Origin of the sequence: Pseudomonas sp. NPDC089752 (assembly GCF_044748725.1) — a bacterium.
In the GTDB taxonomy this organism is placed as follows: Bacteria; Pseudomonadota; Gammaproteobacteria; order Pseudomonadales; family Pseudomonadaceae; genus Aquipseudomonas.
This window is the reverse complement of sequence record NZ_JBIVGP010000009.1, coordinates 175,970-201,681: the sequence shown is the minus strand read 5'-3', so window position 1 is coordinate 201,681 and position 25,712 is coordinate 175,970. Positions and strand designations below refer to the sequence as shown.

Genomic DNA, 25,712 nt, shown 5'->3' with positions numbered 1-25,712 from the left:
CTCAGGCCGGTTGTTCCACGGCTGGCTTGGCTACCGAGCAGAGGCGGATCGAGTCGGCAAGGATCTCGATGGCCTTCGGCCGCGGGAAGCTGGCGCGCCAGGCAATGGCTACGGTACGGAAGGGGGCGGGTGCGGTCAGTGGGCGAACTTCGATGACCCCCGGTGCGTAATGGTGGCTGTGCACCGCCGACAGCGGCAGGATCGACACCCCCAGGCCCGAGGCCACCATGTGGCGGATGGTTTCCAGCGAGCTGGATTCGACCGTGGTGTGCTTGGCAGCATCACCGCCCTTGTTCAGCGTCGGGCAGGCTTCCAGTACTTGATCACGGAAGCAGTGACCCTCGCCGAGCAGCAACAGGCTCTTGTCGTTGAGCATGGCGGTGTCGATGGTCTTTTTTGCCGTCCACGGGTGGTCGGCGGGCATCAGGGCACAGAACGGCTCGTCATACAGCGGCAGGGTCAGCACGTCGGCTTCGTTGAACGGCAGGGCGATGATCACCGCGTCCAGTTCGCCATTGCGCAGTTTTTCGCGCAGCACGTGGGTGAAGTTTTCTTCGATGTACAGCGGCATCTGCGGCGCCACGCGGTGCAGCTGCGGGATCAGGTGCGGGAACAGGTAGGGGCCGACGGTATAGATGGCACCGACTTTGAGTGGGGCGGTCAGCTGGTTCTTGCCGGCCTGGGCCAGCTCGCGGATACCTTGGGCCTGCTCCAATACCTTCTGTGCCTGGGCAACGATGCTTTCGCCGACCGGAGTCAGGCGCACCGCGCTCTTGCTGCGCTCGAAGATCAGCACGCCAAGCTCGTCCTCGAGCTTCTTCACCCCGACGGACAGGGTCGGCTGGCTGACGTGGCAACGCTCGGCGGCGTGGCCGAAGTGCTGCTCCTGGGCGAGGGTGACGATGTAGCGGAGTTCTGTGAGGGTCATAACGTGCGTCCATGAAGTTGCGAGCCCAGCATAGCGGCTGCAATTGATAGACGCACGTTATCAGACTTGCCGATTTGTGACAGAAACAAAAGTATCAGCGACGGTCCAGCGAGTAGACGAACGGCGCCACGACTTCGATCGTGCCATTGTTCAGCAACTCCGCAGGCGGCTTGGGTACGGTGCCGGCCCGGCGGATCATTTCCAGGGTTGCCCGGTCCAGTGCCGCGCTGCCCGAACCGCCAGCCATCGAGTACGACACCACCTTGCCTTCGGCATCGACCACGAAGCGCAGGCGGTTGATGCCCTGCAGGCCGCGACGGCGCGCGTCTTCCGGGTAGCGCTTGTACTTCGCCAGGTGGCGCAGCAGGTCGCTCTGCCAGGTCGGCAACGCTTGGCTGTTGGAGGCGATGCTCGGCGCCGGTGCCGCCGACTTCTGCGGTGGCGTGTTGCTTGGCGGCGTATCGACCACTTGTTCCTTGGCCGGTGGTTCATCCTTGGGCGGCTCAGGCTTCTTCTCAGGCTTCGGTGGTTGAGGCTTGGGCTTCGGCTTGGGCGGCTTGGCGATGGCGATTTTCGGTTTCGGCGCTTCTACCAGCTTGGGCATCGGCGGTTCTTCGACCGGTGCCGGTGGCTGTGGAGCGGCCTTCGGCGGTGGTGGTGGCGCGGGTTCCGGCAGCGGTGCCAGTTCGACCATCATGGCTGCCGGGGGCAGCTCGATGGCCTGGGGCACCGACCAGTTGAGCGTCAGCACCACGGCGACCACGTGCACGCCCAGCACGATCGCCAGGCTGCTACCGTAGCGCGCCATGTTTGAGCGCGTTGTCGTCATTTCTTGGCTGCCGTCTCGAGTCCGACCAGGCCGACCTTGAGGTAGCCGGCCGCACGCATGGTGTTCATCACTTCCATCAGGTCACCGTAATCCACGCCTTTGTCGGCCTGGAAGAAGATGGTGGTTTCCTTGTCACCCTTGGTCTTGGCGTCGAGCATCGCGCCAAGCTGCGCGGGGGCAGGCACCTGATCGTCGCCGACGTACAGCTTCTGGTCGGCCTTGACGCTGACGAACACCGGCTTCTCGGGCCTCGGTGCCGGCTTGGCGGTCGAGGCCGGCAGGTCGACCTTGATGTCGACCGTGGCCAGAGGCGCGGCAACCATGAAGATGATCAGCAGTACCAGCATCACGTCGATGAACGGCGTAACGTTGATTTCGTGGTTTTCGGCGAGGTCGTCGCCACCTTCGTTGAGATGCAGGCCCATGGCTTACCCCACTTTCACCATGTGCGGGGCGGCGCGGTCGCTGCCCTGGTGGTCGAGGTCACGGCTGACCAGCAGCAGCACCTGCGCCGAAGCGTCGGAAACCTGTGCCTTGTAACCAGCGATGGAGCGGGCGAAGACGTTGTAGATGACCACCGCCGGGATCGCGGCGACCAAGCCCAGGGCGGTAGCCAGCAGGGCTTCGGCGATGCCGGGAGCAACTACGGCCAGGTTGGTGGTCTGGGTTTTGGCGATGCCGATGAAGCTGTTCATGATGCCCCATACGGTACCGAACAGACCGACGAACGGCGCAGTGGAACCGATGGTGGCGAGCACGCCGGTGCCGCTGCTCATGTTACGGCCGCTGGCGTGCACCAGGCGTTCCAGGCGGAAGCTGACGCGTTCCTTGATGCCTTCCTTCTCGCGGGCGTTGGCCGACAGGCGCATCTCTTCGAGGGCATCGTGGACCAGAGTGTGGGCCAGGGTGCCTTCCTTGTTCGAGACGTCGCTGGCTTCCTTGAGGCTGGCGGATTTCTTCAGCTGGGCGATCTCGCCGCGCAGACGGCGCTTGGCGCCCATCAGCTCGAAGCCTTTGGCGATCCAGATGGTCCAGGTGATGATCGAGGCGATGGCCAGGCCGATCATGACGATCTTCACCACGATGTCGGCGTTCTTGTACATGCCCCATGGCGACAGGTCGTGGGCCATGCCCAGCGAGGTGTCTTCGACCAGCGCTTCGACACTTGGGTCTACCGCTGCAGGCGCATCGACCGGCGTGGCGACCTGACCGTCTGCTGCTGGAGCCGGGGCTTCGGCGGCCGGGGCAGCCGGAGCGGTTGCGGCAGCGGGGGTGCTGGCGTTGGCGGTTGGCTCATCGGCCATGGCCACTGGGGCCAGCACCAGGCTGAACATCAGCGCGGCGATGGCGCGCCAGGCGCGCGACGGGGTTGGCGAAGCGGAAGGTTGAGTACGTGTCATGCTGGCCGGACCTGATGAAGAAAAAAAGTGAGCGTTCTCCAAGGCCTCGAGATAGGCCGAGAACAGATAGGGGTGCCATTATTGCAAGTAATTCTTGTTAACAAAAGTAATCATGTTGCTTTTTTCGCCCATGGTCTAGCCGCCTATCGTGTAATCCGGCTAGCCTGAATCTTTGGTCTAGGGAGTATAGAGATGTCAGACCTTTCCGCTTTGATAGTCGGTTGCGGTGATGTAGGGGGCCGTTTAGCCCGTCAATTGCTGGCTAAAGGCTGGCATGTCAGCGGCCTGCGGCGCTCGGTCGAGGACCTGCCTGCCGGTGTTGAGCCTATCGCTGCCGACCTTTGCGACTCAAGCATTCCATCCTCATGGCCGCAGCGTTCGCCGGACTATCTGGTGTACTGCGTCGCCGCCAGTCAGCATGATGAGCCCGGCTATCAGGCCGCGTATGTTGACGGTTTGCGCCATGTGCTGGCTTGGTTGGCCGAACGCGGCCAGCACCCGAAGCGCCTGCTGTTCGTGTCCAGCAGCAGCGTGTTTGCGCAAAAGGATGGCGAATGGATCGACGAGACTGCGGCCACCGAGCCTGAAGGCTATTCCGGGCGTGTGATGCTGGAGGCCGAGCGATTGGCACTGGCCAGCGGTGTTCCGGCAAGCGTGGTGCGTTTGACTGGCATCTATGGGCCGGGGCGTGAGTGGCTGCTTAGCCAAGTACGCCAGGGGTATCGAGTGGCCGAGGAGCCGCCGTTGTATGGCAACCGCATCCATGCCGAAGATGCTGCCAACCTGCTGGCTTTCCTGCTGGAAAAGGATGCCGAGGGTGTGGCGCTGGAGGATTGCTATATAGGTGTTGATGACGACCCGGCGCCACTGGCCGATGTGGTGGGCTGGTTGCGGGGCTACATGGGCGTTACCGAGTGGTCTGATGAGCAGCGGGTGCGCCGGACCGGCAGCAAGCGTTGCAGCAATGCGCGGGTGAGGGCGTTGGGTTGGGTGCCGGCGTATTCGAGTTACAAGGAAGGGTATGCGGCGATTCTGAACGAGAAGAGTTGATACGACCGGCCTCTTCGCGGGCAAGCCCGCTCCCACAGGTACATCACTGTTCTCAAGGGCAGTGGTGCACCTGTGGGAGCGGGCTTGCCCGCGAAGAGGCCGGTGAGGCCTAATCCTTCTCCAGCACCCACTGCCGAGCGCCGGCTGCCAACTGAGGTATCTCATCCGGCTGTGCCTGGTTCACCGCACGGAAAATCTCCAGCTTGTCGTCATCGCGCTTGAAGATGAACGGCGCGCCACGCTGGTTGCGCTCCAGCCACAGACTGTCGTTGCTGCCGCCCATGTTGGCGCAGTCGCCCGCCAGGCACAGGGCATAGCGGTCCGGGCCTGGCAGGCCGGTCACGCTGCCGTTATCGGCGAAGCGCACCACGCCGCCTTTGCCTTCACCTTCGACGATCTTCCACTCGCCACCCAGGTAAGCCTGATACAGCGCCTTCTCGAAGCTGCCACCCAGCGGGGTATTGCCAGGTTGCTTGCTGCGCTCGAAGGTCTGCTCGGCACCGCTCTGGTCAGTGGTCTTCAGTTTATCGCCATCGAGCACAAGCTGGTCGGTCCAGCCGCCCTGAAAGTTGGCCTGCCATTGCTTTTCATTGGCGCTGAATTGGCCGTCGCCGGCCTCGAAACCGTTACTGAAGCTGGCTCGCTGGTTGGCCACATCGAGTTTCCACTCGAACACCGGGCCGTGTTCGTTCAGGGCCTGGCGCAGGCTGCCACCTTTGACGGCGGCGTCGATGGCTTCCTGGTTGATCCAGGTGCCGTTCAAATCTTCAGGTTTGTGGCTGGCGCAGCCGCTCAGAAGCAGGGCTGCCAGCGCGAGGGGCAGTGCTTGACGCATGGTGGGGGTAACCTTGAACAGAAGGGTGACGGGCACGGTGCCCGTCACCGGCGGCATCACTCGATGACCAGGATAGCGTCCATTTCGACCTGGGCGCCTTTCGGCAGCGCGGCAACGCCAATGGCGGCGCGGGCTGGGTATGGCTGCTCGAAGTAGCGGCCCATCACCTCGTTGACCTTGGCGAAGTGGCTCAGGTCGGTGAGGAAGATGTTCAGTTTGACGATGTCCTTGAACGAACCGCCAGCGGCTTCGGCGACCGACTTGAGGTTCTCGAACACCTGGACGGTCTGGGCTTCGAAGCCTTCGACCAGCTCCATGGTTTTCGGGTCCAGCGGGATCTGGCCCGACATGTACACGGTGTTGCCGGCCTTGATCGCTTGCGAGTAGGTACCGATGGCGGCAGGGGCTTTGTCGCTGTTGATGACGGTCTTGCTCATGATGACTCCTTGCGGTTGGCGGACTACGTACGCATGCGGGTGATGCGGACTACGCCGGTCAGCGTACGCAGCTTCTTGATCACACGAGCCAGGTGCACGCGGTCGTGCACGCTGACCACCAGTTGGACAACGCTGATGCGGCCGTCGCGTTCGTCCATGCTGATCTTCTCGATGTTGCCGTCGGCGGCGTTGACGCTGCTGGCCAGCAGGGCGATCAGGCCGCGCTGGTGTTCCAGCTCGACACGCAACTCGACATTGAATTCGCCGGTGATGTCCTTGGCCCAGGAAAGCTGTACGCATTTCTCAGGGTTGTGGCGAACTTCGCTGATGTTGCGGCAGTTCTCCAGGTGCACGACCATGCCCTTGCCCGCCGACAGGTGGCCGACGATCGGGTCGCCCGGGATCGGCGTGCAGCACTTGGCATAGCTCAGCACCAGGCCCTCGGTGCCGCGGATCGCCAGCGGGCCTTCCGGCGCCGGCAGCTGTTCGCCTTCGGCCGACAGCAGGCGGCGGGCGACCACGTAGGCCATGCGGTTGCCCAGGCCGATGTCCTCGAGCAGGTCTTCGATCAGCTCCAGGCGGTATTCGGCGAGGATCGCGCTGATGCGCTCCTGAGGAATCTTCTCCAGGCTGCTGTCGAAACCGGTCAGCACCTTGTTCAGCAGGCGCTCGCCAAGGCTGATCGACTCGGAGCGACGCTGCTGCTTGAGCGCGTGACGGATGTGCGTCCGGGCCTTGCCGGTGACCACGAAGTTGAGCCAGGCGGGGTTCGGCCTTGCGCCAGGGGCACTGACGATCTCGACCGTCGAACCACTTTGCAGCGGCTCGGAGAGCGGCGCCAGGCGACGGTTGATGCGGCAGGCGATGCAGCTGTTGCCGACGTCGGTGTGCACCGCGTAGGCGAAGTCGACGGCCGTGGAGCCTTTGGGCAGCTCCATGATCCGGCCTTTGGGCGTGAACACGTAGACCTCGTCGGGGAACAGGTCGATCTTCACGCTCTCGATGAATTCCAGCGAGTTGCCGGCACGCTGCTGCAACTCGAGGATGCCCTTGACCCACTGACGGGCGCGGGCGTGGCTGCCTTTGGGCTGTTCATCGTCGTTGGACTTGTACAGCCAGTGCGCGGCGATGCCGTTGTTGGCCATCTCTTCCATCTCGCGGGTGCGGATCTGGATTTCGATGGGCACGCCGTGCATGCCGAACAGCGTGGTGTGCAACGACTGGTAGCCGTTGGCCTTGGGGATCGCGATGTAATCCTTGAAGCGCCCGGGCAGCGGCTTGTACAGGTTGTGCACGGCGCCGAGCACGCGGTAGCAGGTGTCGACCTTGTCGACGATGATGCGGAAGGCGTACACGTCCATGATCTCGGTGAAGGCACGGCGCTTGCCGCGCATCTTCTTGTAGATGCCATAGAGGTGTTTCTGCCGGCCGCTGACTTCGCCCTGGATGCCGTCGGCGGCCAGGCAGTTGGCCAGCGAGTGCTCGATCTTGGCGACGATCTCTTTACGGTTGCCGCGTGCGCTCTTGACCGCCCGGTGGATCAGCGACGAACGCATCGGGTGCATGGCCTTGAAGCCGAGGTCCTCGAATTCCACGCGCACGGTGTGCATGCCCAGCCGGTTGGCGATGGGGGCGTAGATTTCCAGGGTTTCCTTGGCGATGCGCCGACGCTTTTCGCCGGACAGCACTTCCAGCGTGCGCATGTTGTGCAGGCGGTCGGCCAGCTTGACCAGGATCACGCGGATATCGCGGGCCATGGCCATGGCCATCTTCTGGAAGTTCTCGGCTTGCGCCTCGGCCTTGGTTTCGAAGTTCATCTGGGTCAGTTTGCTGACCCCGTCGACCAGCTCGGCCACCGTCTCGCCAAACTGCTGGCTGAGGGCTTCCTTGGCGATGCCGGTGTCTTCGATCACGTCGTGCAGCATGGCCGCCATCAGGCTCTGATGGTCCATGTGCATGTCGGCGAGGATGCCGGCCACGGCCAGCGGATGGGTCACGTAGGGCTCGCCGCTGCGGCGGCGCTGCCCATCGTGTGCCTGTTCGGCGTAAAAGTAGGCCCGGCGAACCAGGTTGACCTGTTCGGGGCCCAGGTAGGTCGACAGCCGTTCGGCTAAGGCTTCTATGCCCGGCATGGTTTCACCTCTTGCCGAGGAAGAGGTCCTTGTGCCGCGCGACGTCGACCAGGCATGGCTTAGACGGCCTCGTTGGACTCGTCCTCGAACGCGGCGAAGACCGGATCCTCGGTGACGATCTCTTCAGCGGCGATGAATTCGTTGGTCACGATGCCTTCAGCGATTTCACGCAGGGCAACGACGGTCGGTTTGTCGTTTTCCCACGCTACGCGTGGCTCTTTGCCGCCGGTCGCCAGCTGACGGGCGCGCTTGGTCGAGAGCATGACCAGCTCAAAACGGTTATCCACGTGTTCCAGGCAGTCTTCAACAGTTACGCGGGCCATGGTCTTCCTCAGTAGCAAATGCGATGGGCGTGCAGCCCAATATGGGCAGGCGGACTCGATAGTTTAAAAAATCACCAGCCAATAGGGAAGCGCTGTTTTGTCGGTAGGGCTGTGGGGGCTTCTTCGCGGGGCAAGCCCGCTCCCACAATGACTCAGCAGCCTTGGCCCCCTGTGGGAGCGGGCTTGCCCCGCGAAAGGGCCGAAATAGAAGCCCTCAGTGCATGATCCCGACGATAACCTCAGAGCATCGCGCCACGCAACCGCGGGGTCAATTCCTCGAACAACGTCTGCACCGAGCGCAACGCCCGGCAATCCGGCCGGGTCAGCAGCCATAGCTGCGTGTCGCACCCGGCCAGCGGCCCGCTCAGCGCATCGACGCCGGGCAGGGCATGCACCATGTAGTCAGGCAACGCCGCCACGCCAAGCCCGGTGCTCACCAGCTGAGCGATGGTCGACATGCTGCTGCACTGGTAGCGCGGGCTCAGCCCTGGATACTGCTGGTTGCGCCAGACCACGGTGGGATGGTCCTGCATCGAGTCGTCAGGGGCGATCCACGGCACGCTAGTGTGCGCCTCGGCCAGGCGCTCGCGCCATTGCGGTTGGCCACAGATTACGTAGGAAGTAGAGCCCAGGCAGCGTCCGACCAGGTGTTCCGGCGGTGTATTGGTCAGCCGCAGGGCGATGTCGGCATCGCGCCGGCTGAGGTTGGCGAAGGTATTGGAGGTGCCCATTTCCAGCGACAGCGCCGGGTAGTTGGGCATGAACTCGGCCAGTGCCGGCAGCAGCAGGCTGTGCATCACCGCTTCGGTACAGGTCAGACGAACGGTACCGCTGACCACCTGCTCGCCACTGCTCATGGCGATGCGCGCGGCATCCAGCGCCTGCTCGGCACGTTCGGCCTGCTCGGCCAACGCCTGGGCGGTGTCGGTCGGCAGGTAGCCTTTGCGGCTCTTGACGAACAGCGCGGTGCCAAGGGCCGATTCAAGCCGGCGGATCGAACGGAACACGGTCGAAACATCGACCTTGAGCAGTTCGGCGGCCTTTGCCAGCGAGCGGCCGCGTTCCAGGGCCAGGACCAGGGAAAGGTCGGCATGGGTGATCTGATATTGCATTGGTGCACGCTCTGCTTGCCGAAATGCCAATGTCTGTTGCGTAGAGGCCATTTTATAGTGGAACCGCCCCTGGGAATCAATGCGCCCGGTCGGGCAACCAATCCCCACGATGGGAAAGTTAAAAAGAACAACAGTTGCAACCATCGTCGCCCGTGAGGCGCCAGCCGTATCCCCACATCGCCGCAGCAAATCAAAGGATGTACACCATGACGTCGGTCACCCCGTGCGCCAGTTCTTCCAGCGAGATGAAAGACTTCCTCCAGGCCCATCCGGACACCCAGTACGTCGATTTGCTGATTTCCGACATGAACGGCGTGGTACGCGGCAAGCGCATCGAGCGGGCCAGCCTGCACAAGGTGTACGAGAAGGGGATCAACCTGCCGGCGTCGTTGTTCGCGCTCGATATCAACGGCTCCACCGTTGAAAGCACTGGCCTGGGCCTGGACATTGGCGATGCCGACCGCATCTGCTATCCCATCCCCGGCACGCTGTGCAACGAGCCCTGGCAGAAGCGCCCCACCGCCCAGTTGCTGATGACCATGCACGAGCTCGAAGGCGAACCGTTTTTCGCCGACCCGCGCGAGGTGCTGCGCCAGGTGGTGAGCAAGTTCGACGACCTTGGCCTGGATATCTGCGCCGCGTTCGAGCTGGAGTTCTACCTGATCGACCAGGACAACCTCAACGGCCGCCCGCAGCCGCCGCGTTCACCCATTTCCGGCAAGCGCCCGCAGTCGACCCAGGTGTACCTGATCGACGACCTCGACGAATACGCCGACTGCCTGCAGGACATGCTGGAAGCGGCCAAGGAGCAGGGCCTGCCGGCCGACGCCATCGTCAAGGAAAGTGCCCCGGCGCAGTTCGAGGTCAACCTGCATCACGTCGCCGACCCGCTCAAGGCGTGCGACTACGCGATTCTGCTCAAGCGCCTGATCAAGAACGTCGCCTACGACCATGAAATGGACACCACCTTCATGGCCAAGCCCTACCCGGGCCAGGCAGGCAACGGCCTGCACGTACATATCTCGCTGCTGGACAAGAAAACCGGCAAGAACATCTTCAGCCATGAAGACCCGCTGCAAAGCGATGCCCTGCGCCACGCCATCGGCGGTGTGCTGGAAACCATGCCGGCGTCGATGGCTTTCCTCTGCCCGAACATCAACTCGTACCGCCGCTTTGGCGCGCAGTTCTACGTACCGAATGCGCCGAGCTGGGGCCTGGACAACCGTACCGTGGCCGTTCGCGTGCCGACCGACAGCAGCGAAAACGTGCGCATCGAGCACCGCGTGGCCGGCGCTGACGCCAACCCATACTTGATGCTCGCGGCGATTCTGGCCGGCATCCACCACGGCCTGACCAGCAAGGTCGAGCCTGGCGCGCCAATCGAAGGCAATTCCTACGAGCAGCTGGAACAGAGCCTGCCAAACAACCTGCGCGACGCCCTGCGCGCGCTGGATGACAGCGAAGTGCTCAACCAATACATCAGCCCGGACTACATCGATATCTTCGTGGCCTGCAAGGAAAGCGAACTGGCCGAGTTCGAAGTGTCGATTTCCGACCTCGAGTACAACTGGTACCTGCACACGGTGTAAGCCCATGAGCGCAACTGCGGTCCCCTTGATCGGTGTCAGCGCCTGTCGTCAGCAGGTGGGGAAGAACTCGTCGCACACGGTGGGCGACAAGTATGTGGAGGCCGCCGGTTTTGCCGGGCTGCCGCTGATCCTGCCGGCCCGCGATGGCGGCAGCGACACGCAGGCGCTGTTGGCCAGGCTCGACGGCATTCTTTTTACCGGCTCGCCTTCAAATGTCGAGCCGCATCATTACAATGGCGCCCCCAGCGCGGAAGGGACCCGGCACGACCTTGCACGTGACCGCCTGACCCTGCCGCTGCTGCAGGCGGCCATAGACGCCGGTGTGCCGGTGTTCTGCATCTGCCGTGGTTTCCAGGAATTGAATGTGGCCCTTGGCGGCAGCCTGCACCAGCGTGTGCAGGAACTGCCCGGCTACCTGGACCACCGAGAACCTGAGGACGCACCCCTGGAGGTGCAATACGGCCCTCGTCACCCCGTCGGCATTGCGCCTGGCGGGGTGTTCGAGCGCCTGGGCCTGGCTGCGCAGTTCGAGGTCAACTCGCTGCACAGCCAGGGCATCGACCGCCTGGCCCCTGGCCTGCGTGTCGAGGCACGGGCCCCGGATGGCCTGATCGAAGCGGTGTCGATGCCTGATGCGCCGGGCTTTGTGCTCGGCGTGCAGTGGCACCCGGAATGGCGTTTTGCCGACAACCCGGTCTCGCTGCGCCTTTTCCAGGCGTTTCGCGAGGCCTGCATTGCCCATGCTGCACGGTAGGGTCTTACCCGAAGGTCTTGGATGACCAACACCGATTCGCAAGCTTTCAATGAGTGAAAGCGCCTTGTTCGCAAGGCCTGTGACAACAATTCCAATAGTTACGGCAAATACTCATGAGCAATTACACAGAAGCCGGCCGCCCACCCGATGCGGCCGACTCGGGCAGCACACAGCGCAGCAAAGGCCTGGCCAAGGGCCGCCTCGGCCTGTTGGCCAGCGTGGTGCTGGGCATTTCCACGATCGCCCCGGTCTACACCCTGACCGGCGCCCTTGGCCCCACCGTGCGGGAGGTCGGTGCTCACCTTCCGGCCGTGTTCATCGTCGGTTTCCTGCCCATGCTGCTGGTCGCCCTGGGCTACCGCGAGCTGAACTCGGCAGAGCCGGACAGCGGCACGTCCTTTACCTGGTCGGCCCGTGCGTTCGGCCCGATGATTGGCTGGATCGGCGGTTGGGGCTTGGTCGTTGCCACCACCATCGTGTTGTCCAACCTCGCAGGTGTCGCCGTCGACTTCTTCTACCTGTTCCTCAGTCAAATCACCGGCAGCCCTGAGCTGGCGGCCCTGGCGGACAATTTATTGATCAACATCACCACCTGCTGCGTGTTCATCGCCATGGCGGTGTGGATCTGTTGCCGTGGCATGGCTACTACGATGACCGTGCAATATGGCCTGGTGGCGTTACAGCTGTTGGTGCTGATCGGCTTTGCCTTCGCTGCCTTCAGCGAGACCACCGCCCCACCGCCGCTGGCGTTCGATCTGGCCTGGTTCAACCCATTCGGTGTCGAGTCGTTCTCGGCCTTCGCTGCTGGCCTGTCACTGTCGATCTTCATCTTCTGGGGCTGGGACGTGTGCTTGACCGTCAGCGAAGAATCCATCGGCAGCGATGAAGTGCCGGGCAAGGCCGCGACCTGGACCGTACTGCTGATCCTTGGCCTGTACCTGGTCACTGCCATCGCCACCCTGCAGTTTGCCGGCATTAGCGAACATGGCCTGGGGCTTAACAACCCGCGCATCCAGGAGAACGTCTTCGCCCACCTGGCCGGGCCGGTGATGGGGCCGCTGGCAATCCTGATGTCGATCGCCGTGCTGGCCAGCACCGCCGCATCGCTGCAGTCGACCTTCGTTTCGCCAGCGCGCACGTTGCTTGCCATGGGCTACTACGGTGCGGTTCCACAGAAGTTCGCCAGTGTTTGCCCGCGTTCACAGACGCCTCGCTACGCGACCATCTGCGCCGGGGTAGCGGCGGGCCTGTTCTACGTGACCATGCGCAGCCTGAGCGAGAACGTGCTGGCGGACACCATCACCGCGCTGGGCATGATGATCTGCTTTTATTATTCGCTGACCGCGTTCGCTTGCGTCTGGTACTTCCGCCACAGCCTGTTCGCCAGCCTGCGCCACTTCTTCATGCGCGGCCTGTGCCCGCTGGTGGGTGGGGTGATTTTGTCGGTGATCTTCGTGCGCACCGCCATCGACAGCGCCTCGCCGGACTTCGGCAGTGGCTCGCATGTGGGCGGATTGGGCTTGGTATTCGTGATTGCGGCGATCATCTCGGCACTGGGGATCGTGCTGATGATGCTGTCGCGGATGCGCGCGCCGGCTTACTTCCTGGGGGCTACCCTGCGTCAGCAGGCAACTCTGCAGCTGCAGGAATAAGTCATTGGGGCTGCTTTGCAGCCCTTCGCGGGCGAGCCAGCTCCCACAGGTAAGTCATTGCCCGGAAGGCTTGTGCTGTTCTTGTGGGAGCGGGCTTGCCCGCGAAGGGCCGCAAAGCGGCCCCAATAACTAATCAGGCAAGCAGTTCTTTCAGCAGCCCGCTATTGCGCTGCTGCTGCTTCTTCAGCAGCAAGCGGTTGGCCACGAACACCGCCTTCAACTCCTCCAACGCCACGCCGAAGTCATCGTTGATGATGACGTAGTCGTACTCGTCGTAGTGCACCATCTCGCTGACCGCTTCTTTCATGCGCCCGGCGATGATCTCTTCGCTGTCCTGGCCACGGCCATCCAGGCGCTGGCGCAGGGCTTCCTGGCTCGGCGGCAGGATGAATACCGACAGTGCTTCGGGCATCAGCTTGCGTACTTGCTGGGCGCCTTGCCAGTCGATTTCCAGGATCATGTCGAAGCCCTGGTCGAGGGTCTGCTGCAGCGCGCTGCGCGAGGTGCCGTAGAAATTGCCGAACACTTCGGCATGCTCGAGGAAATCACCTTGTTCGATCAGTGCCTTGAATTCCTCGTGAACGACGAAGTGGTAGTTCACCCCGTGTTGCTCACCCGGGCGCATGGCGCGGGTGGTGTGCGAGACCGAGACGCGGATCTGCTGGTCGTCCTTGGTCAGGGCGGTGACCAGGCTGGTCTTGCCGGCACCCGAAGGTGCCGAAACGATATAGAGGGTGCCGCTGCTGTGATTCATGGTCGGGGTGGCCTTACTCGATGTTCTGTACTTGTTCACGCATTTGTTCGATCAGCACCTTCAGGTTGACCGCCGCTTGCGTGCTACGCGGGTCGAAGGCCTTGGAGCCCAAGGTGTTGGCTTCGCGGTTGAGTTCCTGCATCAGGAAGTCCAGGCGCCGCCCGGCGGCGCCGCCGGACTTGAGCACCCGGCGCACTTCGTTGACGTGGGTGCTGAGGCGGTCGAGTTCCTCGGCAACGTCGCTCTTCTGCGCCAGCAGCACCATCTCCTGCTCCAGGCGCTGCGGGTCGAGCTCGGCCTTGAGGTCGCCGAAGCGGTCGATGATCTTCTGTCGTTGGGCCGCCAGCATCTGCGGCACCAGGGCGCGCAGGGTGGTGACTTCGGTGGCCATGTTGTCCAGGCGCTCGTTGATCAGCCGGGCCAACTCCTGGCCTTCGCGCTGGCGCCCGGCCTTGAGTTCGGCCAGGGCTTCGTCGAACAGTGCCAAGGCTTCGGCGTTGAGCGCTTGTGGGTCGCTGGCGTCGGCCACCAGCACGCCTGGCCAGGACAGCACTTCCAGCGGGTTGAGCGGCGCTGGCTGCTTGATCAGGCCAGCCACTTGTTCGGCGGCGGCGACCAGCTGCGCGGCGCGCTCGCGGTCGACCTTCAGCGGTTTGCCGTTGCTGTCTTCGTGCAGGCGCAGGGTACATTCGACCTTGCCCCGCGACAGGCCCTGGCGCAGGCCTTCACGCACAGCGCCTTCGAGGTCGCGCAGGGCGTCGTGCAGGCGCAGGTGCGGTTCGAGGTAGCGGTGGTTGACCGAGCGCAGTTCCCAGACCAGGGTGCCTTGGCTGCCGGCGCGCTCGACACGAGCAAAAGCGGTCATGCTGTGCACCATGGAGAGTACCTCGCGTAATTGAATGGAAGGCGCGGGATTGTAGCGCAGTGCGCCCCCCGGCGCCCAATCCGACCATGTTACCGAGCGCCTGCTTGCGGGTCAGAAAAAGCGACGGGCTGCCGAGGGCGCGACAATAGGCATGTCCTCTGCGGGCAGCGGGCTCTATAATGCTGGGCAGATTCAAAGTCCCAGTACAGGTATCCCAGATGAAACGTCCAAGTGGTCGCGCCGCCGATCAGCTCCGCTCGATCCGCATCACCCGCAACTACACCAAGCACGCCGAAGGGTCGGTACTGGTCGAGTTCGGTGACACCAAGGTCATCTGCACGGTCAGCGTCGAGAACGGCGTGCCGCGCTTCCTCAAAGGCCAGGGCCAAGGCTGGCTGACCGCCGAGTACGGCATGCTGCCGCGTTCCACTGGCGAGCGTAACCAGCGTGAAGCCAGCCGTGGCAAGCAGGGTGGCCGCACCCTGGAAATCCAGCGTCTGATCGGCCGCTCGCTGCGTGCCGCGCTGGACATGAGCAAACTCGGTGACATCACCCTGTACATCGACTGCGACGTGATTCAGGCCGATGGCGGCACCCGCACCGCATCGATCACCGGTGCCATGGTCGCGCTGGTCGATGCCCTGGCAGTGATCAAGAAGCGCGGCGGCCTCAAGGCCGGCAACCCGCTCAAGCACATGATCGCCGCAGTGTCGGTGGGCATGTACCAGGGCGAAGCGGTGCTCGACCTCGACTACCTGGAAGACTCCGCCGCCGAGACCGACCTGAACGTGGTCATGACCAGCGCCGGTGGTTTCATCGAAGTGCAAGGCACCGCTGAAGGTGCGCCGTTCCAGCCTGAAGACTTCAACGCCATGCTGGCGCTGGCGCAAAAAGGCATGAACGAGCTCTTCGAGCTGCAGCAGGCCGCGCTGGCCGACTGATCGCTCGTGCAGATACGAAAAAGCCGACAGTGATGTCGGCTTTTTTGTGTCTGAATAGCATTCAGATGGTCAACGTCCAGTCATAGTCGACGATCAGCGGCGCATGTTGCGAGAAGCGCGGCTGACGCGGCAGGCGGGCATTGCGCACGAAGCGGCGCAGGCCTGGCGTGAGGATCTGGTAGTCGAACCGGTAGCCCAGGTTGAGCATCTCGGCCTGCTCGTTGTCCGGCCACCAGCTGTACTGGTCGCCTTCACGGCTGACTTCGCGCAGGGCATCGACGTAGCCCATCTCGCCGGTGATTGCGTCCATCCAGGCCCGCTCCGGCGCCAGGAAGCCCGGCGACTGCTGGCTGTCACGCCAGTTCTTGATGTCGAGCTTTTGCTGCGCCACGTAGAACGAGCCGCAGTAAATGTACTCGCGGCGCTTGCGGCGCTGCTTGTCCAGGTACTTGCCGAAGTCGTCCATCAACTTGAATTTCTGGTTCAAGTCTTCGTCGCCGTTCATGCCCGAAGGCAGCAGCAGGCTGGCAATACTGACTTTGTCGAAATCTGCTTGCAGATAACGCCCGTAGCGGTCGGCTGTCTCGAAGCCCAGGCCGGTGATGACTGCCTTGGGCTGCATGCGCGAGTAAAGTGCCACGCCACCTTGGGCGGGCACCTCCGCGTCGCAGGCATAAAGGAAATAGCCATCGAGCTGGAAAGCTGGGTCGTCGAGTTCAAAGGCCGAGGCGCGGGTATCCTGAAGGCAGATGACGTCGGCATTCTGGGCTTGCAACCAGCTGAGCAAACCACGCTCGGCCGCAGCCTGAATGCCATTCACGTTCACACTGATGATCCGCATAAATGGCCCCAAAAATCTCGTGCGTGTATGATACCCGAGCTCAACCCATTTAGCTAAATCCGTGGTGTCCGGGACCTTACATGCAGCCGTATCAGCGCGACTTCATCCGTTTTGCCATCGATCGCGGCGTGCTGCGCTTCGGTGAATTCACCCTGAAATCGGGGCGTACCAGCCCATATTTCTTCAATGCCGGCCTGTTCAACACCGGTTCCGCCCTGGCTGAGCTGGGGCGCTGCTACGCGGCAGCCATCGTCGACAGCAAGATCCCGTTCGACGTGCTGTTCGGCCCGGCCTACAAGGGTATTCCCCTGGCGGCGACCACCGCAGTGGCTCTGGCCGACCAACACCAGCTCGACGTGCCGTGGTGCTTCAACCGCAAGGAAGCCAAGGATCACGGCGAAGGCGGCAGCCTGGTCGGCGCGCCGCTGGCCGGTGAGGTGCTGATCATCGACGACGTGATCACCGCCGGTACCGCCATCCGCGAAGTCATGCAGATCATCAACGCTCAGCAGGCCAAGGCCGCTGGCGTGCTGATCGCGCTGAACCGCGAAGAGCGCGGCAATGGCGAGCTGTCGGCGATCCAGGAAGTGGAGCGCGACTTTGGTATTCCGGTGGTCAGCATCGTTTCGCTGACCCAGGTGCTGGAGTTTTTGGCCGATGATCCGCAGCTCAAGCAGCACTTGCCGGCTGTTGAGGCGTACCGGGCACAGTACGGGATCTGATCCTGGCTTGGTAATGCAAAAGGCGACCTTCTGGAGAAGGTCGCCTTTTTTGTATCGCCTGTACCGGCCCTTTCGCGGGGCAAGCCCGCTCCCACAAGTACACCACTACCCTCAGGCCTGGTGCATATCCTGTGGGAGCGGGCTTGCCCCGCGAAGAGGCCGGATCAGGTTATCCGTGCCGCTTGCGGTTACTGATCAGGGTACCCACACCGCTGTCGGTGAAGATCTCCAGCAGCACCGCATTCGGCACGCGGCCGTCGATGATGTGCGAGGTTGTCACGCCGCCCTGGACTGCATCCAGCGCACACTTGATCTTCGGCAACATGCCACCGTAGATGGTGCCGTCGGCGATCAGTTCGTTGACCTGCTCGGTGGTCAGGCCGGTCAGGACCTGGCCCTGCTTGTCCATCAGGCCGGCGATGTTGGTCAGCAGCATCAGCTTTTCAGCCTTCAGCGCTTCGGCAACCTTGCCCGCCACCAGGTCGGCGTTAATGTTGTACGACTCACCGTTGGCGCCCACGCCGATTGGCGCGATCACCGGGATGAAATCGCCCTTCACCAGCATGTTCAGCAGGTCGGTGTTGACGCTGACTACTTCGCCGACGTGGCCGATGTCGATGATTTCCGGTTGGGTCATCTCTGGTGTCTGGCGGCTCACGGTGAGCTTTCTGGCGCGGATCAGCTCCGCGTCCTTGCCGGTCAGGCCGATGGCGCTGCCACCGTGGCGGTTGATCAGGTTGACGATGTCCTTGTTGACCTGGCCACCCAGGACCATCTCAACAACGTCCATGGTCGCAGCGTCAGTGACGCGCATGCCATCGATGAAGTGGCTTTCGATCGACAGGCGCTTGAGCAGGTCGCCGATCTGAGGGCCACCGCCATGCACGACCACCGGGTTGATGCCCACGGCCTTCATCAGCACGATGTCCCGGGCGAAGCCGGTCTTGAGCTCTTCGCTCTCCATCGCGTTGCCGCCGTACTTGATCACCAGCGTCTTGCCGACGAAGCGGCGAATGTAAGGCAGTGCTTCGGACAAAACTTCGGCTACATGGGAAGCGGCATCGCGATCGAGGGTCATGCAGGGCTCCTGTAAGGAACAGATAGTCGGTCAGAACGGCAGTTGCAGCTCAGGGGCAACCCGCAGCAACTGCGCGCGGAAAACATCCTTGATACGTTGCAATTCGGCGTCGCTTTCAGCCTCGAAGCGCAGCACCAGCACCGGCGTGGTGTTGGAAGCGCGCACCAGGCCCCAGCCCTGGGCGTAGTCGACCCGCACACCGTCGATGGTGGTCAGGCTGGCGTCGCCCCAGTCGGCGTCGCGTTGCAGTGCATCAATGATGCTGAATTTACCCTCGTCGGTCACATCAATGTTGATTTCCGGCGTGGAAATATCGTTCGGGAACGCGGCGAACAGGCTTTCGGCGTCCTGATCGGCCTTGCTGAGGATCTCCAGCAGGCGCGCGGCGCTGTAGATGCCGTCGTCGAAGCCGTACCAGCGCTCCTTGATGAAGATGTGCCCACTCATCTCGCCGGCCAGCAGCGAGCCGGTCTGCTTCATCTTCTTCTTGATCAACGAATGGCCGGTCTTCCACATTAGCGCGCGGCCGCCGTGCTGTTCGATCAGCGGGGTCAGGCGACGGGTGCATTTGACGTCGAAAATGATCTCGGCGCCGGGGTTGCGCGCCAGCACGTCCTGGGCGAACAGCATCAGCAGGCGGTCGGGGTAGACGATGCTGCCGGTGTTGGTCACCACGCCGACGCGGTCGCCGTCACCGTCGAAGGCCAGGCCAATGTCGGCGCCTGTTTCCTTGACCTTGGCGATCAGGTCTTCGAGGTTTTCCGGCTTGCCCGGGTCCGGGTGGTGGTTGGGGAAGTTGCCATCCACCTCGCAGAACAGCGGGATGACTTCGCAGCCAAGGGCCTCGATGAGCTGTGGCGCGATTACGCCGGCCGCGCCGTTGCCGCAATCCACCACCACTTTGAGTTTCTTCGCCAGCTTCACGTCGGCGACGATCTGCTGATAATAGCGCTCGAGGATCTCGACCTTCTGCACGCTGCCTTCGGCGCGGGTCAGGTCGTTGGTCTTCAGGCGGGTCAGCAGGGCCTGGATTTGTTCATTGGCCAAAGTATCGCCAGCGATGACGATCTTGAACCCGTTGTAGTCCGATGGGTTGTGGCTGCCAGTGAGCATTACCCCCGACTTGCCAGCAAGCACGTTGGCGGCATAGTACAGCGCCGGGGTCGGCACCAGGCCGACGTCGCTGACCTGGCATCCGGCGTCCACCAGGCCGTTGATCAGCTGCTCGACCAACATCGGGCCGGACAGGCGGCCGTCACGGCCCACGGAGATTTGCGGTTCGCCCTGGGCGATGGTCTGCGCGCCAATGGCACGGCCAATCCAGTAGGCCGTCTCGGCATGCAGGGTCTTGCCGACCACGCCGCGAATGTCATAGGCGCGGAAGATGCTCTCGGGCAATGCGGGGACCAGGTGGGCCATGTCGTTCATCTCTGGAGACTCCATTAGTCAAAGGCTGCCTGGGCAGGCGCAAACTGAACGCTTGGACGATGGTTTCGCCAGAGAGTTCGCCATCCATGGCCTGAGCGGTCGCCGGACGGCTCAGTGGCTGCCGGAGTGGCCGAAGCCGCCCGTGCCGCGCTGGCTTTCGTCGAAGGCCTCGACGATGTCGAAATGCGCTTGGACCACAGGTACCAGAACAAGCTGTGCGATGCGCTCGCCAACGGCGATGGTGAACGGCGTATTGCCGCGGTTCCAGCACGACACCATCAGCTCGCCCTGGTAGTCCGAGTCGATCAGGCCGACCAGGTTGCCCAGCACGATGCCGTGCTTATGGCCCAGGCCCGAGCGCGGCAGGATCATGGCCGCCAGGCCCGGGTCACCGATGTAGATCGACAGGCCGGTGGGGATCAGCAGGGTCTGGCCCGGCTCGAGGACGGTGTCTTCTTTGAGCAGCGCGCGCAGGTCGAGGCCGGCGGAGCCTGGGGTGGCGTACTGCGGCAGCGGGAATTCGGTGCCCAGGCGTGGGTCGAGGATCTTGGCTTGAAGAGCGTGCATGTAACTTATTGAACCTTGTTGAGCCGTTCGGCGATGAAGGCGACCAGTTGCCGGGCGATCTTGCCCTTGCTGGTCTGCGCGAAGAGAGTCTGGTGCTGCTGGCGGTCGATCACGGTCAGGGCGTTTTCTTCGCTGTTGAAGCCGATGCTGGGGTTGGCCACATCATTGGCGACGATCAGGTCGAGGTTCTTGTCCTTGAGCTTGCGCGTGGCGTAATCGAGCAGGTGTTCGGTCTCGGCGGCGAAGCCGACGCTGAACGGGCGGTCGGTGCGGCCAGCGATGGTGGCAAGGATATCGGGATTGCGCACCATCTGCAGCAGCATGCCGTCGCCGGTCGTAGGATCCTTCTTGAGCTTTTGCGCGGCAACCACTTCTGGGCGGTAGTCCGCGACCGCTGCCGAGGCGATGAACAGGTCGCATGGCATGGCGGCTTCGCAGGCGGCGAGCATGTCCCGCGCGCTGACCACGTCGATGCGGTTGACCCGGTCGGGCGTCTGCAGGTGCACCGGGCCGGTGACGAGGGTCACCCGAGCCCCGGCTTCGGCGGCCGCTTCGGCCAGGGCGAAGCCCATCTTCCCGGAGCTATGATTGGTGATGTAGCGCACCGGGTCGATGTTTTCCTGGGTCGGGCCGGCGGTGATCAGCACGTGTTTGCCGGTGAGCGCCTGGCGTTTGAAGCTCTCGGCGGCGCACCAGGCCAGGTCGGTGGCCTCCAGCATGCGGCCCAGGCCGACGTCGCCGCAGGCCTGGCTGCCGGAGGCCGGCCCGAAGACCTGGATGCCGCGTTTCTTGAGCAGTTCAAGGTTGTCTTGGGTCGCCGGGTCGCGCCACATGGCCTGGTTCATCGCGGGCGCCACGGCGACCGTTGCATCGGTGGCCAGCACCAGGGTTGTCAGCAGGTCGTCGGCCATGCCTTGGGCCATGCGCGCCATCAGGTCGGCGGTGGCCGGGGCGATGAGCACCAGGTCGGCCCATTTGGCCAGCTCGATATGGCCCATCGCCGCTTCGGCGGCAGGGTCGAGCAGGTCCATGTGCACCGGGTGGCCGGACAACGCCTGCAGGGTCAGCGGGGTGATGAATTCAGCGCCACCACGGGTCATGACGACGCGCACCTGCGCGCCGTGCTCGAGGAGACGGCGGATCAGCTCGGCGCTCTTGTAGGCGGCAATGCCGCCCCCCACGCCGAGAACGATGCGCTTGCGATACAGCCGCTGCATAGGCTTGCCTTATTCCAGTGAGAGCGGGCGGCGACGTTGCACAAATGCCTGCGGCACAACGTCGCATGTACGAGGCGAAATAGATTAACACACGGGTTAAACGGGCCACAGCAGGACCAAGGAGCAGGGATGAATATCAGGGAGTGGCCAGCGGATGAACGGCCGAGGGAGAAGTTATTGTTGCGTGGGGCAGGGAGCCTTACTGACGCTGAGCTACTGGCGGTGTTCCTCGGCTCGGGCATCCGAGGGCGCAATGTCGTGGAACTGGCGAGAGGGCTTCTGGTGAAGTTTGGTGGCTTGCGTCAGTTGCTGGAGGCCAGTCGTGAAGCCTTCGTGGGCGAGCTTGGGCTGGGGCCGGTGAGATACAGCCAGTTACAGGCATTGCTGGAGATCGGGCGACGGCACTTGGCAACCACCATCCAGCGCGAATCGGTCATGGACAGCCCGGCGGCGGTGCGCAGTTATCTGAAATCCATGCTGCGGCATGAGGCGAGCGAGGTGTTTGGCTGTCTGTTTCTGGATACTAAACACAGGCCGCTGGCCTTCGAGATTCTGTTCAGGGGCACCATCGACCGCGCCAGTGTCTATCCGCGCGAAGTGGTGCGGCGGGCGCTGCAGCACAACGCTGCGGCATTGATTCTGTGCCACAACCATCCTTCGGGTAACAGCGAGCCGAGCCAGGATGATGTGCACCTGACGGTGTCGCTGAAGCGGGGGCTGGGGTTGATCGATGTGCGGGTGCTCGATCACATCATCGTGGGTGACGGGGAGCCCCTTTCGATGGTGGAGCAGGGGTGGATTGTGGCCTAGCGAAGGTCTCTATTGAGAGATGTGGCGCCTGTGAGATCGAGCGCCGCCCGCGCGGCGCATCGCGAGCAACGCTCGCTCCTACGTTTGTTTCGGGCCAATTATTCCTGTGGGATTTGCGCGCGATCGCTTTGGTGCACGACTCGATATCGAATCGTACACACCAGGCGTTCGCGCGCGTCTGTTACTGACGTTACTGGCCCGAAACAAACGTAGGAGCGAGCGTTGCTCGCGATGCGCCGCGCGGGCGGCGCTCGATCTCATAGACAACAAATACCCAAAGGCAGGCACCTCAAATCAACGTTTCACCGAAACCTTACTCAAATCCAACCGCCCAAACGGGCTCGCCTGATACCCCTCGACCCCATCGCGCAACAACGTCGCTGCCGTCGGATGCGCCAGCGGCACCCACAGCGCCTGCTGCTGAATCAACGTCTGCGCCTGCTGGTACAGCCGGCTGCGCACGCTCTGGTCGTTGGTCGTGCGCCCGGCGCTGATCAGCTGATCCAGCCGGTTATCGCAGAACCGCGCGAAGTTGGTCCCCGACTTCACCGCCGCACAGGAAAACTGCGGGCTGAGGAAGTTGTCCGGGTCGCCGTTGTCACCGGCCCAGCCCATGAACAGCAGGTCATGCTCGCCGGCCTTGGCGCGGCGAATCAGCTCGCCCCATTCGATCACGCGGATCTCGGCCTTGATGCCGATCTTGCCGAGGTCGGCCTGAAGCATCTGGGCGCCCAGGCTCGGGTTGGGGTTGAGCAGGCTGCCCGAAGGGCGGGTCCAGATCGTGGTGCTGAAACCTTCGGCCAAACCGGCCTTGGTCAGCAGCGCCTTGGCTTTCTTCAGGTCCAGCGGGTAGCCAGGCAGGTCCTTGGCGTAGCTCCAGGTGTTGGGCGGGTAGGGGCCGTTGGCCGCGGTGGCGGTGTCTTCGAACACGGCCTTGAGGTAGGCCTGCTTGTCGAACGCCAGGTTGATCGCCTGGCGCACCTCGGGCTTGTCCAGCGGCGGGTGTTCGCTGTTGATGGCGACGAAGGCGGTCATGAAGGCCGGCGTGGTGGCGACCTTGAGGTTGCCGTCCTTGCCTGCCTCGGCGACGTCCAGTGGCTTGGGCGACAGAGCCACCTGGCACTCGCCGCGCTTGAGCTTCTGCAGGCGCACGTTGGCATCGGTGGTGATGGCGAAGATCAGCGGGTCAACCGCCGGCTTGCCGTCGAAGTAGTCGGGATTGGCGCGGTAGCGCACCACGGCATCCTTCTGGAAGCGTTGGAAGACGAACGGGCCGGTGCCTATCGGCTGGCTGTTGAGCTTTTCAGGGGTGCCGGCCTTGAGCAGCTTGTCAGCATACTCGGCGGAGTAGATCGAGGCGAAGCCCATGCTCAGGGTGGCCAGGAAGGTGGCGTCGGCGTGGGTCAGGGTGAAGCGCACAGTGTTGCCGTCAGCGGCCTCGATCGACTTGATCAGGCTGCCCAGCTGCAGCGACTGTGCGTGCGGGTAGCCACCCGGAGCCGTCTTGTGCCAGGCGTGGGCGGGGTAGAGCATGCGCTGGAAGCTGAACAGCACGTCATCGGCATTCAGTTCGCGGCTGGGCTTGAAGTACGGCGTGGTGTGGAATTTGACGCCGTCGCGCAGCTTGAAGTCGTAGACCATGCCGTCGGCCGACACCGTCCAGCTTTGCGCCAGGCTCGGTACGACCTTGCCTTGCGCGGCGTCGAATTCGACCAGGCGGTTCATCAGCACGTCGGCCGACGCATTGGTGGTGGTCAGCGAGTTGTACTGAACCACGTCAAAGCCCTCGGGGCTGGCTTCGCTGCAGACGCTGAGCGGGGCAGCCTGGGCAACGCCTGCGGCAAACAGCGAGGTGAACAATAAGGAAAGGGCGGCAGCACGCATGGTGGCTCCTTGGCTGATCAGTGGCCCATCTGCCGGTGCAGTCTGGAAACGTCCTACCCTAGTGCGCGAATCGGCAAATGACTACCCTCTTTTTCGACCGGCTGGCGACGAGTGGTCGACAGCACGCCGAGCTAGTCGTTATGCTGCCCGCGCAAGATTTGTCTCGGTCAGATGCTCATCATCTGTTGTTGCAACGCAGTCTTTCTGGTATAAAGCAGCGCTCTTTTCTAGGGGCTCGGCCTGTCGCATCAGCGGATCCGGTCGATAAGACCTCCAGAATCACGGCGCCTGGCGCCAAAGACTGAGAGATTAAGCGGCCAACCCATGCCGGGTTGGGCATGTGGTTTTAGAGGGCTGAGTCATGTCGAGAGTCTGTCAAGTTACTGGTAAGGGTCCAGTAACCGGGAACAACATTTCCCACGCAAACAACAAAACCCGTCGTCGTTTCCTGCCGAACCTGCAGCACCACCGTTTCTGGGTTGAATCCGAGAACCGTTTCGTGCGTCTGCGTGTTTCCGCCAAAGGCATGCGTATCATCGACAAGCGCGGCATCGACGCCGTTCTGGTTGACATCCGTAAAGCTGGCGCCAAGGTCTAAGGGAGAACATCATGCGTGAATTGATCCGTCTGGTTTCGAGTGCCGGTACCGGCCACTTCTACACCACCGACAAGAACAAGCGCACCACTCCGGACAAAATCGAGATCAAGAAATACGATCCGGTTGTTCGCAAGCACGTGGTATACAAGGAAGCCAAGATCAAGTAATTGATCGGCGACCAAAAAAAACCCGCATCCGAAAGGACGCGGGTTTTTTTTTACCACTGCGATGGCTTAGCCGAAGGCGAAGCCTTCGATCAAGCTGTCGCTGTTGGCACGAATGGTGATGCGGTTGGGGTCAAGTTGGAGCGTTCGGATGTCACCTGGGCCGAGGACCCCAACGCGGCCCGTGATGCGCATGACGGTATCCCTGGTGTTCTCGTCGTAGGTGGTGCCGATCAGATGCGCCAGGGCCTGCAGAACTTCTTCGTTGTTCATGGTGCGTTTCCTAAAGAATGCCTGTCATTAGGCAAGCCCATGTTCCTGCGCGTTTTGGCCCTCGCGTCGGTAAATAGTTACTACCCCTGCTCGAACATCACATAGATCTTGCGGCATGGCTCCAGCACCTCCCAGGTGCCCTTGAAGCCCGCCGGGATAACGAAACGATCACCGGCACGCAGGGTCTTGGCACCGCCATCCTGATCGCGCAGCACCGAAACGCCCTGGACGATCTCGCAATACTCATGCTCGGTGTAGTTCACTGTCCATTGCCCGACCTCACCTTCCCACACGCCCGCAGCGAACTGCCCACACGGGCTGGAGTAATGGTTGTAGACGGCCTGGTCCGGCTCGCCCTTGAGAATTTTTTCCGCCGCCGGGCGGTAGCGTTCAGCCTCGGTGAGCACCTGGGCGAAGTCGATGATGCTGGCGATACTCATGGTACGGCTCCTGTTGTTGTTTAATAAAATGCACATCAGTAGGCTTTTAGGCCATTCGTGTCAAATATATTGATAGTTTACCCGGCCTG

The 25,712-nt window shown here is 62.7% G+C and carries 27 protein-coding genes and 1 pseudogene; 9 read left to right on the top strand and 19 right to left on the bottom strand.

Annotated elements, in window-relative coordinates:
• Position 1: 1 nt before the first annotated feature.
• From ACIPZF_RS17380 to exbB, 4 genes are all read right to left on the bottom strand, one after another.
• The gene (locus tag ACIPZF_RS17380; protein WP_400801538.1) at positions 2-928 is read right to left on the bottom strand and encodes a LysR substrate-binding domain-containing protein; all 927 of its coding nucleotides are present in this window, start codon (positions 926-928) and stop codon (positions 2-4) included.
• A gap of 94 nt (positions 929-1,022) precedes the next feature.
• Positions 1,023-1,757 carry an energy transducer TonB gene (locus ACIPZF_RS17375; RefSeq protein WP_400801537.1) on the bottom strand — a complete coding sequence of 245 codons (735 nt, stop codon included), beginning with the start codon at positions 1,755-1,757 and terminating at the stop codon, positions 1,023-1,025.
• Complete coding sequence (gene exbD / locus ACIPZF_RS17370; RefSeq protein WP_400801535.1) at positions 1,754-2,182, bottom strand: TonB system transport protein ExbD; 429 nt, start codon at positions 2,180-2,182, stop codon at positions 1,754-1,756. The genes ACIPZF_RS17375 and exbD overlap by 4 nt, the downstream gene beginning before the upstream one ends.
• 3 nt (positions 2,183-2,185) lie before the next feature.
• Positions 2,186-3,157 (bottom strand): tonB-system energizer ExbB, encoded by a 972-nt coding sequence (exbB, locus tag ACIPZF_RS17365; RefSeq protein ID WP_400801534.1) that lies wholly within the window; start codon positions 3,155-3,157, stop codon positions 2,186-2,188.
• 192 nt (positions 3,158-3,349) lie between these two features.
• Here exbB and ACIPZF_RS17360 point away from each other — a divergent pair, with 192 nt between their 5' ends.
• Positions 3,350-4,207, top strand: a complete 858-nt coding sequence (locus ACIPZF_RS17360) for an SDR family oxidoreductase (RefSeq protein WP_400801532.1) — start codon at positions 3,350-3,352, stop codon at positions 4,205-4,207.
• A gap of 109 nt (positions 4,208-4,316) precedes the next feature.
• Here ACIPZF_RS17360 and ACIPZF_RS17355 read toward each other — a convergent pair whose 3' ends face one another.
• The 5 genes from ACIPZF_RS17355 to ACIPZF_RS17335 form a co-directional block, all read right to left on the bottom strand.
• Positions 4,317-5,042: a hypothetical protein gene (locus tag ACIPZF_RS17355; RefSeq protein WP_400801613.1), complete on the bottom strand. Its 726-nt coding sequence runs from the start codon at positions 5,040-5,042 to the stop codon at positions 4,317-4,319.
• 56 nt (positions 5,043-5,098) lie between these two features.
• Entirely contained in the window at positions 5,099-5,479 is a 381-nt protein-coding gene (locus ACIPZF_RS17350) for a RidA family protein (protein ID WP_043199829.1), read from the bottom strand.
• A gap of 23 nt (positions 5,480-5,502) precedes the next feature.
• Positions 5,503-7,611 carry a bifunctional GTP diphosphokinase/guanosine-3',5'-bis pyrophosphate 3'-pyrophosphohydrolase gene (gene spoT, locus ACIPZF_RS17345; RefSeq protein ID WP_400801531.1) on the bottom strand — a complete coding sequence of 703 codons (2,109 nt, stop codon included), beginning with the start codon at positions 7,609-7,611 and terminating at the stop codon, positions 5,503-5,505.
• A 59-nt stretch (positions 7,612-7,670) separates the two neighbouring features.
• Positions 7,671-7,934 (bottom strand): DNA-directed RNA polymerase subunit omega, encoded by a 264-nt coding sequence (rpoZ, locus tag ACIPZF_RS17340; protein ID WP_012312123.1) that lies wholly within the window; start codon positions 7,932-7,934, stop codon positions 7,671-7,673.
• A gap of 239 nt (positions 7,935-8,173) precedes the next feature.
• Complete coding sequence (locus ACIPZF_RS17335) at positions 8,174-9,046, bottom strand: LysR family transcriptional regulator (RefSeq protein WP_400801529.1); 873 nt, start codon at positions 9,044-9,046, stop codon at positions 8,174-8,176.
• 245 nt (positions 9,047-9,291) lie between these two features.
• Here ACIPZF_RS17335 and ACIPZF_RS17330 point away from each other — a divergent pair, with 245 nt between their 5' ends.
• The 3 genes from ACIPZF_RS17330 to ACIPZF_RS17320 all read left to right on the top strand — a co-directional run bounded on the left by ACIPZF_RS17330 (position 9,292) and on the right by ACIPZF_RS17320 (position 13,041).
• On the top strand, positions 9,292-10,635 hold the full coding sequence (locus ACIPZF_RS17330; protein WP_400801611.1) for a glutamine synthetase family protein: 1,344 nt from the start codon (positions 9,292-9,294) through the stop codon (positions 10,633-10,635).
• Between the two features lie 4 nt (positions 10,636-10,639).
• On the top strand, positions 10,640-11,389 hold the full coding sequence (locus tag ACIPZF_RS17325) for a gamma-glutamyl-gamma-aminobutyrate hydrolase family protein (RefSeq protein WP_400801527.1): 750 nt from the start codon (positions 10,640-10,642) through the stop codon (positions 11,387-11,389).
• A gap of 113 nt (positions 11,390-11,502) precedes the next feature.
• A complete protein-coding gene (locus ACIPZF_RS17320) occupies positions 11,503-13,041 on the top strand; it encodes an APC family permease (protein ID WP_400801525.1) in 1,539 nt (512 codons plus the stop codon).
• A 133-nt stretch (positions 13,042-13,174) separates the two neighbouring features.
• On the opposite strand, the gene gmk is transcribed toward ACIPZF_RS17320, so the two are convergent.
• The gene (gmk, locus tag ACIPZF_RS17315) at positions 13,175-13,795 is read right to left on the bottom strand and encodes a guanylate kinase (protein WP_400801523.1); all 621 of its coding nucleotides are present in this window, start codon (positions 13,793-13,795) and stop codon (positions 13,175-13,177) included.
• A 13-nt stretch (positions 13,796-13,808) separates the two neighbouring features.
• On the bottom strand, positions 13,809-14,672 hold the full coding sequence (locus ACIPZF_RS17310; RefSeq protein ID WP_400801521.1) for a YicC/YloC family endoribonuclease: 864 nt from the start codon (positions 14,670-14,672) through the stop codon (positions 13,809-13,811).
• Between the two features lie 206 nt (positions 14,673-14,878).
• Between ACIPZF_RS17310 and rph the strand changes: the two genes are divergently transcribed.
• Positions 14,879-15,601, top strand: a complete 723-nt coding sequence (gene rph, locus ACIPZF_RS17305) for a ribonuclease PH (RefSeq protein ID WP_400801519.1) — start codon at positions 14,879-14,881, stop codon at positions 15,599-15,601.
• Between the two features lie 61 nt (positions 15,602-15,662).
• Here rph and ACIPZF_RS17300 read toward each other — a convergent pair whose 3' ends face one another.
• On the bottom strand, positions 15,663-16,442 hold the full coding sequence (locus ACIPZF_RS17300; RefSeq protein ID WP_400801518.1) for a catabolite repression control protein Crc: 780 nt from the start codon (positions 16,440-16,442) through the stop codon (positions 15,663-15,665).
• Positions 16,443-16,522: 80 nt separating this feature from the next.
• Between ACIPZF_RS17300 and pyrE the strand changes: the two genes are divergently transcribed.
• On the top strand, positions 16,523-17,164 hold the full coding sequence (gene pyrE / locus ACIPZF_RS17295; protein WP_014861506.1) for an orotate phosphoribosyltransferase: 642 nt from the start codon (positions 16,523-16,525) through the stop codon (positions 17,162-17,164).
• A gap of 169 nt (positions 17,165-17,333) precedes the next feature.
• Here the strand turns inward: pyrE and argB are convergent, their stop codons facing one another.
• The 4 genes and pseudogenes from argB to coaBC form a co-directional block, all read right to left on the bottom strand.
• On the bottom strand, positions 17,334-18,242 hold the full coding sequence (argB, locus tag ACIPZF_RS17290; RefSeq protein WP_400801516.1) for an acetylglutamate kinase: 909 nt from the start codon (positions 18,240-18,242) through the stop codon (positions 17,334-17,336).
• Positions 18,243-18,272: 30 nt separating this feature from the next.
• A pseudogene (locus ACIPZF_RS17285) lies at positions 18,273-19,646 on the bottom strand (phosphomannomutase/phosphoglucomutase); the annotation flags it as partial.
• A 135-nt stretch (positions 19,647-19,781) separates the two neighbouring features.
• Positions 19,782-20,237 carry a dUTP diphosphatase gene (dut, locus tag ACIPZF_RS17280; RefSeq protein WP_400801514.1) on the bottom strand — a complete coding sequence of 152 codons (456 nt, stop codon included), beginning with the start codon at positions 20,235-20,237 and terminating at the stop codon, positions 19,782-19,784.
• A 5-nt stretch (positions 20,238-20,242) separates the two neighbouring features.
• Positions 20,243-21,454 carry a bifunctional phosphopantothenoylcysteine decarboxylase/phosphopantothenate--cysteine ligase CoaBC gene (gene coaBC, locus ACIPZF_RS17275; RefSeq protein WP_400801512.1) on the bottom strand — a complete coding sequence of 404 codons (1,212 nt, stop codon included), beginning with the start codon at positions 21,452-21,454 and terminating at the stop codon, positions 20,243-20,245.
• A gap of 129 nt (positions 21,455-21,583) precedes the next feature.
• On the opposite strand from coaBC, the gene radC reads away from it, so the two are divergent.
• On the top strand, positions 21,584-22,264 hold the full coding sequence (gene radC, locus ACIPZF_RS17270) for a DNA repair protein RadC (protein ID WP_400801511.1): 681 nt from the start codon (positions 21,584-21,586) through the stop codon (positions 22,262-22,264).
• Positions 22,265-22,558: 294 nt separating this feature from the next.
• On the opposite strand, the gene ACIPZF_RS17265 is transcribed toward radC, so the two are convergent.
• On the bottom strand, positions 22,559-24,148 hold the full coding sequence (locus ACIPZF_RS17265) for an ABC transporter substrate-binding protein (RefSeq protein WP_400801509.1): 1,590 nt from the start codon (positions 24,146-24,148) through the stop codon (positions 22,559-22,561).
• A gap of 361 nt (positions 24,149-24,509) precedes the next feature.
• Here ACIPZF_RS17265 and rpmB point away from each other — a divergent pair, with 361 nt between their 5' ends.
• Positions 24,510-24,746, top strand: a complete 237-nt coding sequence (rpmB, locus tag ACIPZF_RS17260) for a 50S ribosomal protein L28 (RefSeq protein WP_054894119.1) — start codon at positions 24,510-24,512, stop codon at positions 24,744-24,746.
• Between the two features lie 11 nt (positions 24,747-24,757).
• A complete protein-coding gene (rpmG, locus tag ACIPZF_RS17255) occupies positions 24,758-24,913 on the top strand; it encodes a 50S ribosomal protein L33 (RefSeq protein WP_003253507.1) in 156 nt (51 codons plus the stop codon).
• 66 nt (positions 24,914-24,979) lie between these two features.
• Here the strand turns inward: rpmG and ACIPZF_RS17250 are convergent, their stop codons facing one another.
• Positions 24,980-25,183 (bottom strand): hypothetical protein, encoded by a 204-nt coding sequence (locus tag ACIPZF_RS17250; RefSeq protein ID WP_400801506.1) that lies wholly within the window; start codon positions 25,181-25,183, stop codon positions 24,980-24,982.
• Between the two features lie 80 nt (positions 25,184-25,263).
• The gene (locus tag ACIPZF_RS17245; protein WP_400801505.1) at positions 25,264-25,623 is read right to left on the bottom strand and encodes a cupin domain-containing protein; all 360 of its coding nucleotides are present in this window, start codon (positions 25,621-25,623) and stop codon (positions 25,264-25,266) included.
• Between the last annotated feature and the right edge of the window lie 89 nt (positions 25,624-25,712).

Bases quoted from the DNA above. Each gene is read 5' to 3' on its own strand.
- ACIPZF_RS17355 (WP_400801613.1), bottom strand. From the start codon at position 5,042: ATGCGTCAAGCACTGCCCCTCGCGCTGGCAGCCCTGCTTCTGAGCGGC.
- rpmG (WP_003253507.1), top strand. From the start codon at position 24,758: ATGCGTGAATTGATCCGTCTGGTTTCGAGTGCCGGTACCGGCCACTTC.
- ACIPZF_RS17310 (WP_400801521.1), bottom strand. From the start codon at position 14,672: ATGGTGCACAGCATGACCGCTTTTGCTCGTGTCGAGCGCGCCGGCAGC.
- ACIPZF_RS17375 (WP_400801537.1), bottom strand. From the start codon at position 1,757: ATGACGACAACGCGCTCAAACATGGCGCGCTACGGTAGCAGCCTGGCG.
- spoT (WP_400801531.1), bottom strand. From the start codon at position 7,611: ATGCCGGGCATAGAAGCCTTAGCCGAACGGCTGTCGACCTACCTGGGC.
- rpmB (WP_054894119.1), top strand. From the start codon at position 24,510: ATGTCGAGAGTCTGTCAAGTTACTGGTAAGGGTCCAGTAACCGGGAAC.
- rph (WP_400801519.1), top strand. From the start codon at position 14,879: ATGAAACGTCCAAGTGGTCGCGCCGCCGATCAGCTCCGCTCGATCCGC.
- argB (WP_400801516.1), bottom strand. From the start codon at position 18,242: ATGACCCTCGATCGCGATGCCGCTTCCCATGTAGCCGAAGTTTTGTCC.
- radC (WP_400801511.1), top strand. From the start codon at position 21,584: ATGAATATCAGGGAGTGGCCAGCGGATGAACGGCCGAGGGAGAAGTTA.
- ACIPZF_RS17320 (WP_400801525.1), top strand. From the start codon at position 11,503: ATGAGCAATTACACAGAAGCCGGCCGCCCACCCGATGCGGCCGACTCG.
- exbD (WP_400801535.1), bottom strand. From the start codon at position 2,182: ATGGGCCTGCATCTCAACGAAGGTGGCGACGACCTCGCCGAAAACCAC.
- rpoZ (WP_012312123.1), bottom strand. From the start codon at position 7,934: ATGGCCCGCGTAACTGTTGAAGACTGCCTGGAACACGTGGATAACCGT.
- ACIPZF_RS17250 (WP_400801506.1), bottom strand. From the start codon at position 25,183: ATGAACAACGAAGAAGTTCTGCAGGCCCTGGCGCATCTGATCGGCACC.
- ACIPZF_RS17245 (WP_400801505.1), bottom strand. From the start codon at position 25,623: ATGAGTATCGCCAGCATCATCGACTTCGCCCAGGTGCTCACCGAGGCT.
- ACIPZF_RS17360 (WP_400801532.1), top strand. From the start codon at position 3,350: ATGTCAGACCTTTCCGCTTTGATAGTCGGTTGCGGTGATGTAGGGGGC.
- ACIPZF_RS17300 (WP_400801518.1), bottom strand. From the start codon at position 16,442: ATGCGGATCATCAGTGTGAACGTGAATGGCATTCAGGCTGCGGCCGAG.
- ACIPZF_RS17380 (WP_400801538.1), bottom strand. From the start codon at position 928: ATGACCCTCACAGAACTCCGCTACATCGTCACCCTCGCCCAGGAGCAG.
- exbB (WP_400801534.1), bottom strand. From the start codon at position 3,157: ATGACACGTACTCAACCTTCCGCTTCGCCAACCCCGTCGCGCGCCTGG.
- ACIPZF_RS17335 (WP_400801529.1), bottom strand. From the start codon at position 9,046: ATGCAATATCAGATCACCCATGCCGACCTTTCCCTGGTCCTGGCCCTG.
- gmk (WP_400801523.1), bottom strand. From the start codon at position 13,795: ATGAATCACAGCAGCGGCACCCTCTATATCGTTTCGGCACCTTCGGGT.
- ACIPZF_RS17350 (WP_043199829.1), bottom strand. From the start codon at position 5,479: ATGAGCAAGACCGTCATCAACAGCGACAAAGCCCCTGCCGCCATCGGT.
- ACIPZF_RS17265 (WP_400801509.1), bottom strand. From the start codon at position 24,148: ATGCGTGCTGCCGCCCTTTCCTTATTGTTCACCTCGCTGTTTGCCGCA.
- ACIPZF_RS17325 (WP_400801527.1), top strand. From the start codon at position 10,640: ATGAGCGCAACTGCGGTCCCCTTGATCGGTGTCAGCGCCTGTCGTCAG.
- pyrE (WP_014861506.1), top strand. From the start codon at position 16,523: ATGCAGCCGTATCAGCGCGACTTCATCCGTTTTGCCATCGATCGCGGC.
- dut (WP_400801514.1), bottom strand. From the start codon at position 20,237: ATGCACGCTCTTCAAGCCAAGATCCTCGACCCACGCCTGGGCACCGAA.
- coaBC (WP_400801512.1), bottom strand. From the start codon at position 21,454: ATGCAGCGGCTGTATCGCAAGCGCATCGTTCTCGGCGTGGGGGGCGGC.
- ACIPZF_RS17330 (WP_400801611.1), top strand. From the start codon at position 9,292: ATGAAAGACTTCCTCCAGGCCCATCCGGACACCCAGTACGTCGATTTG.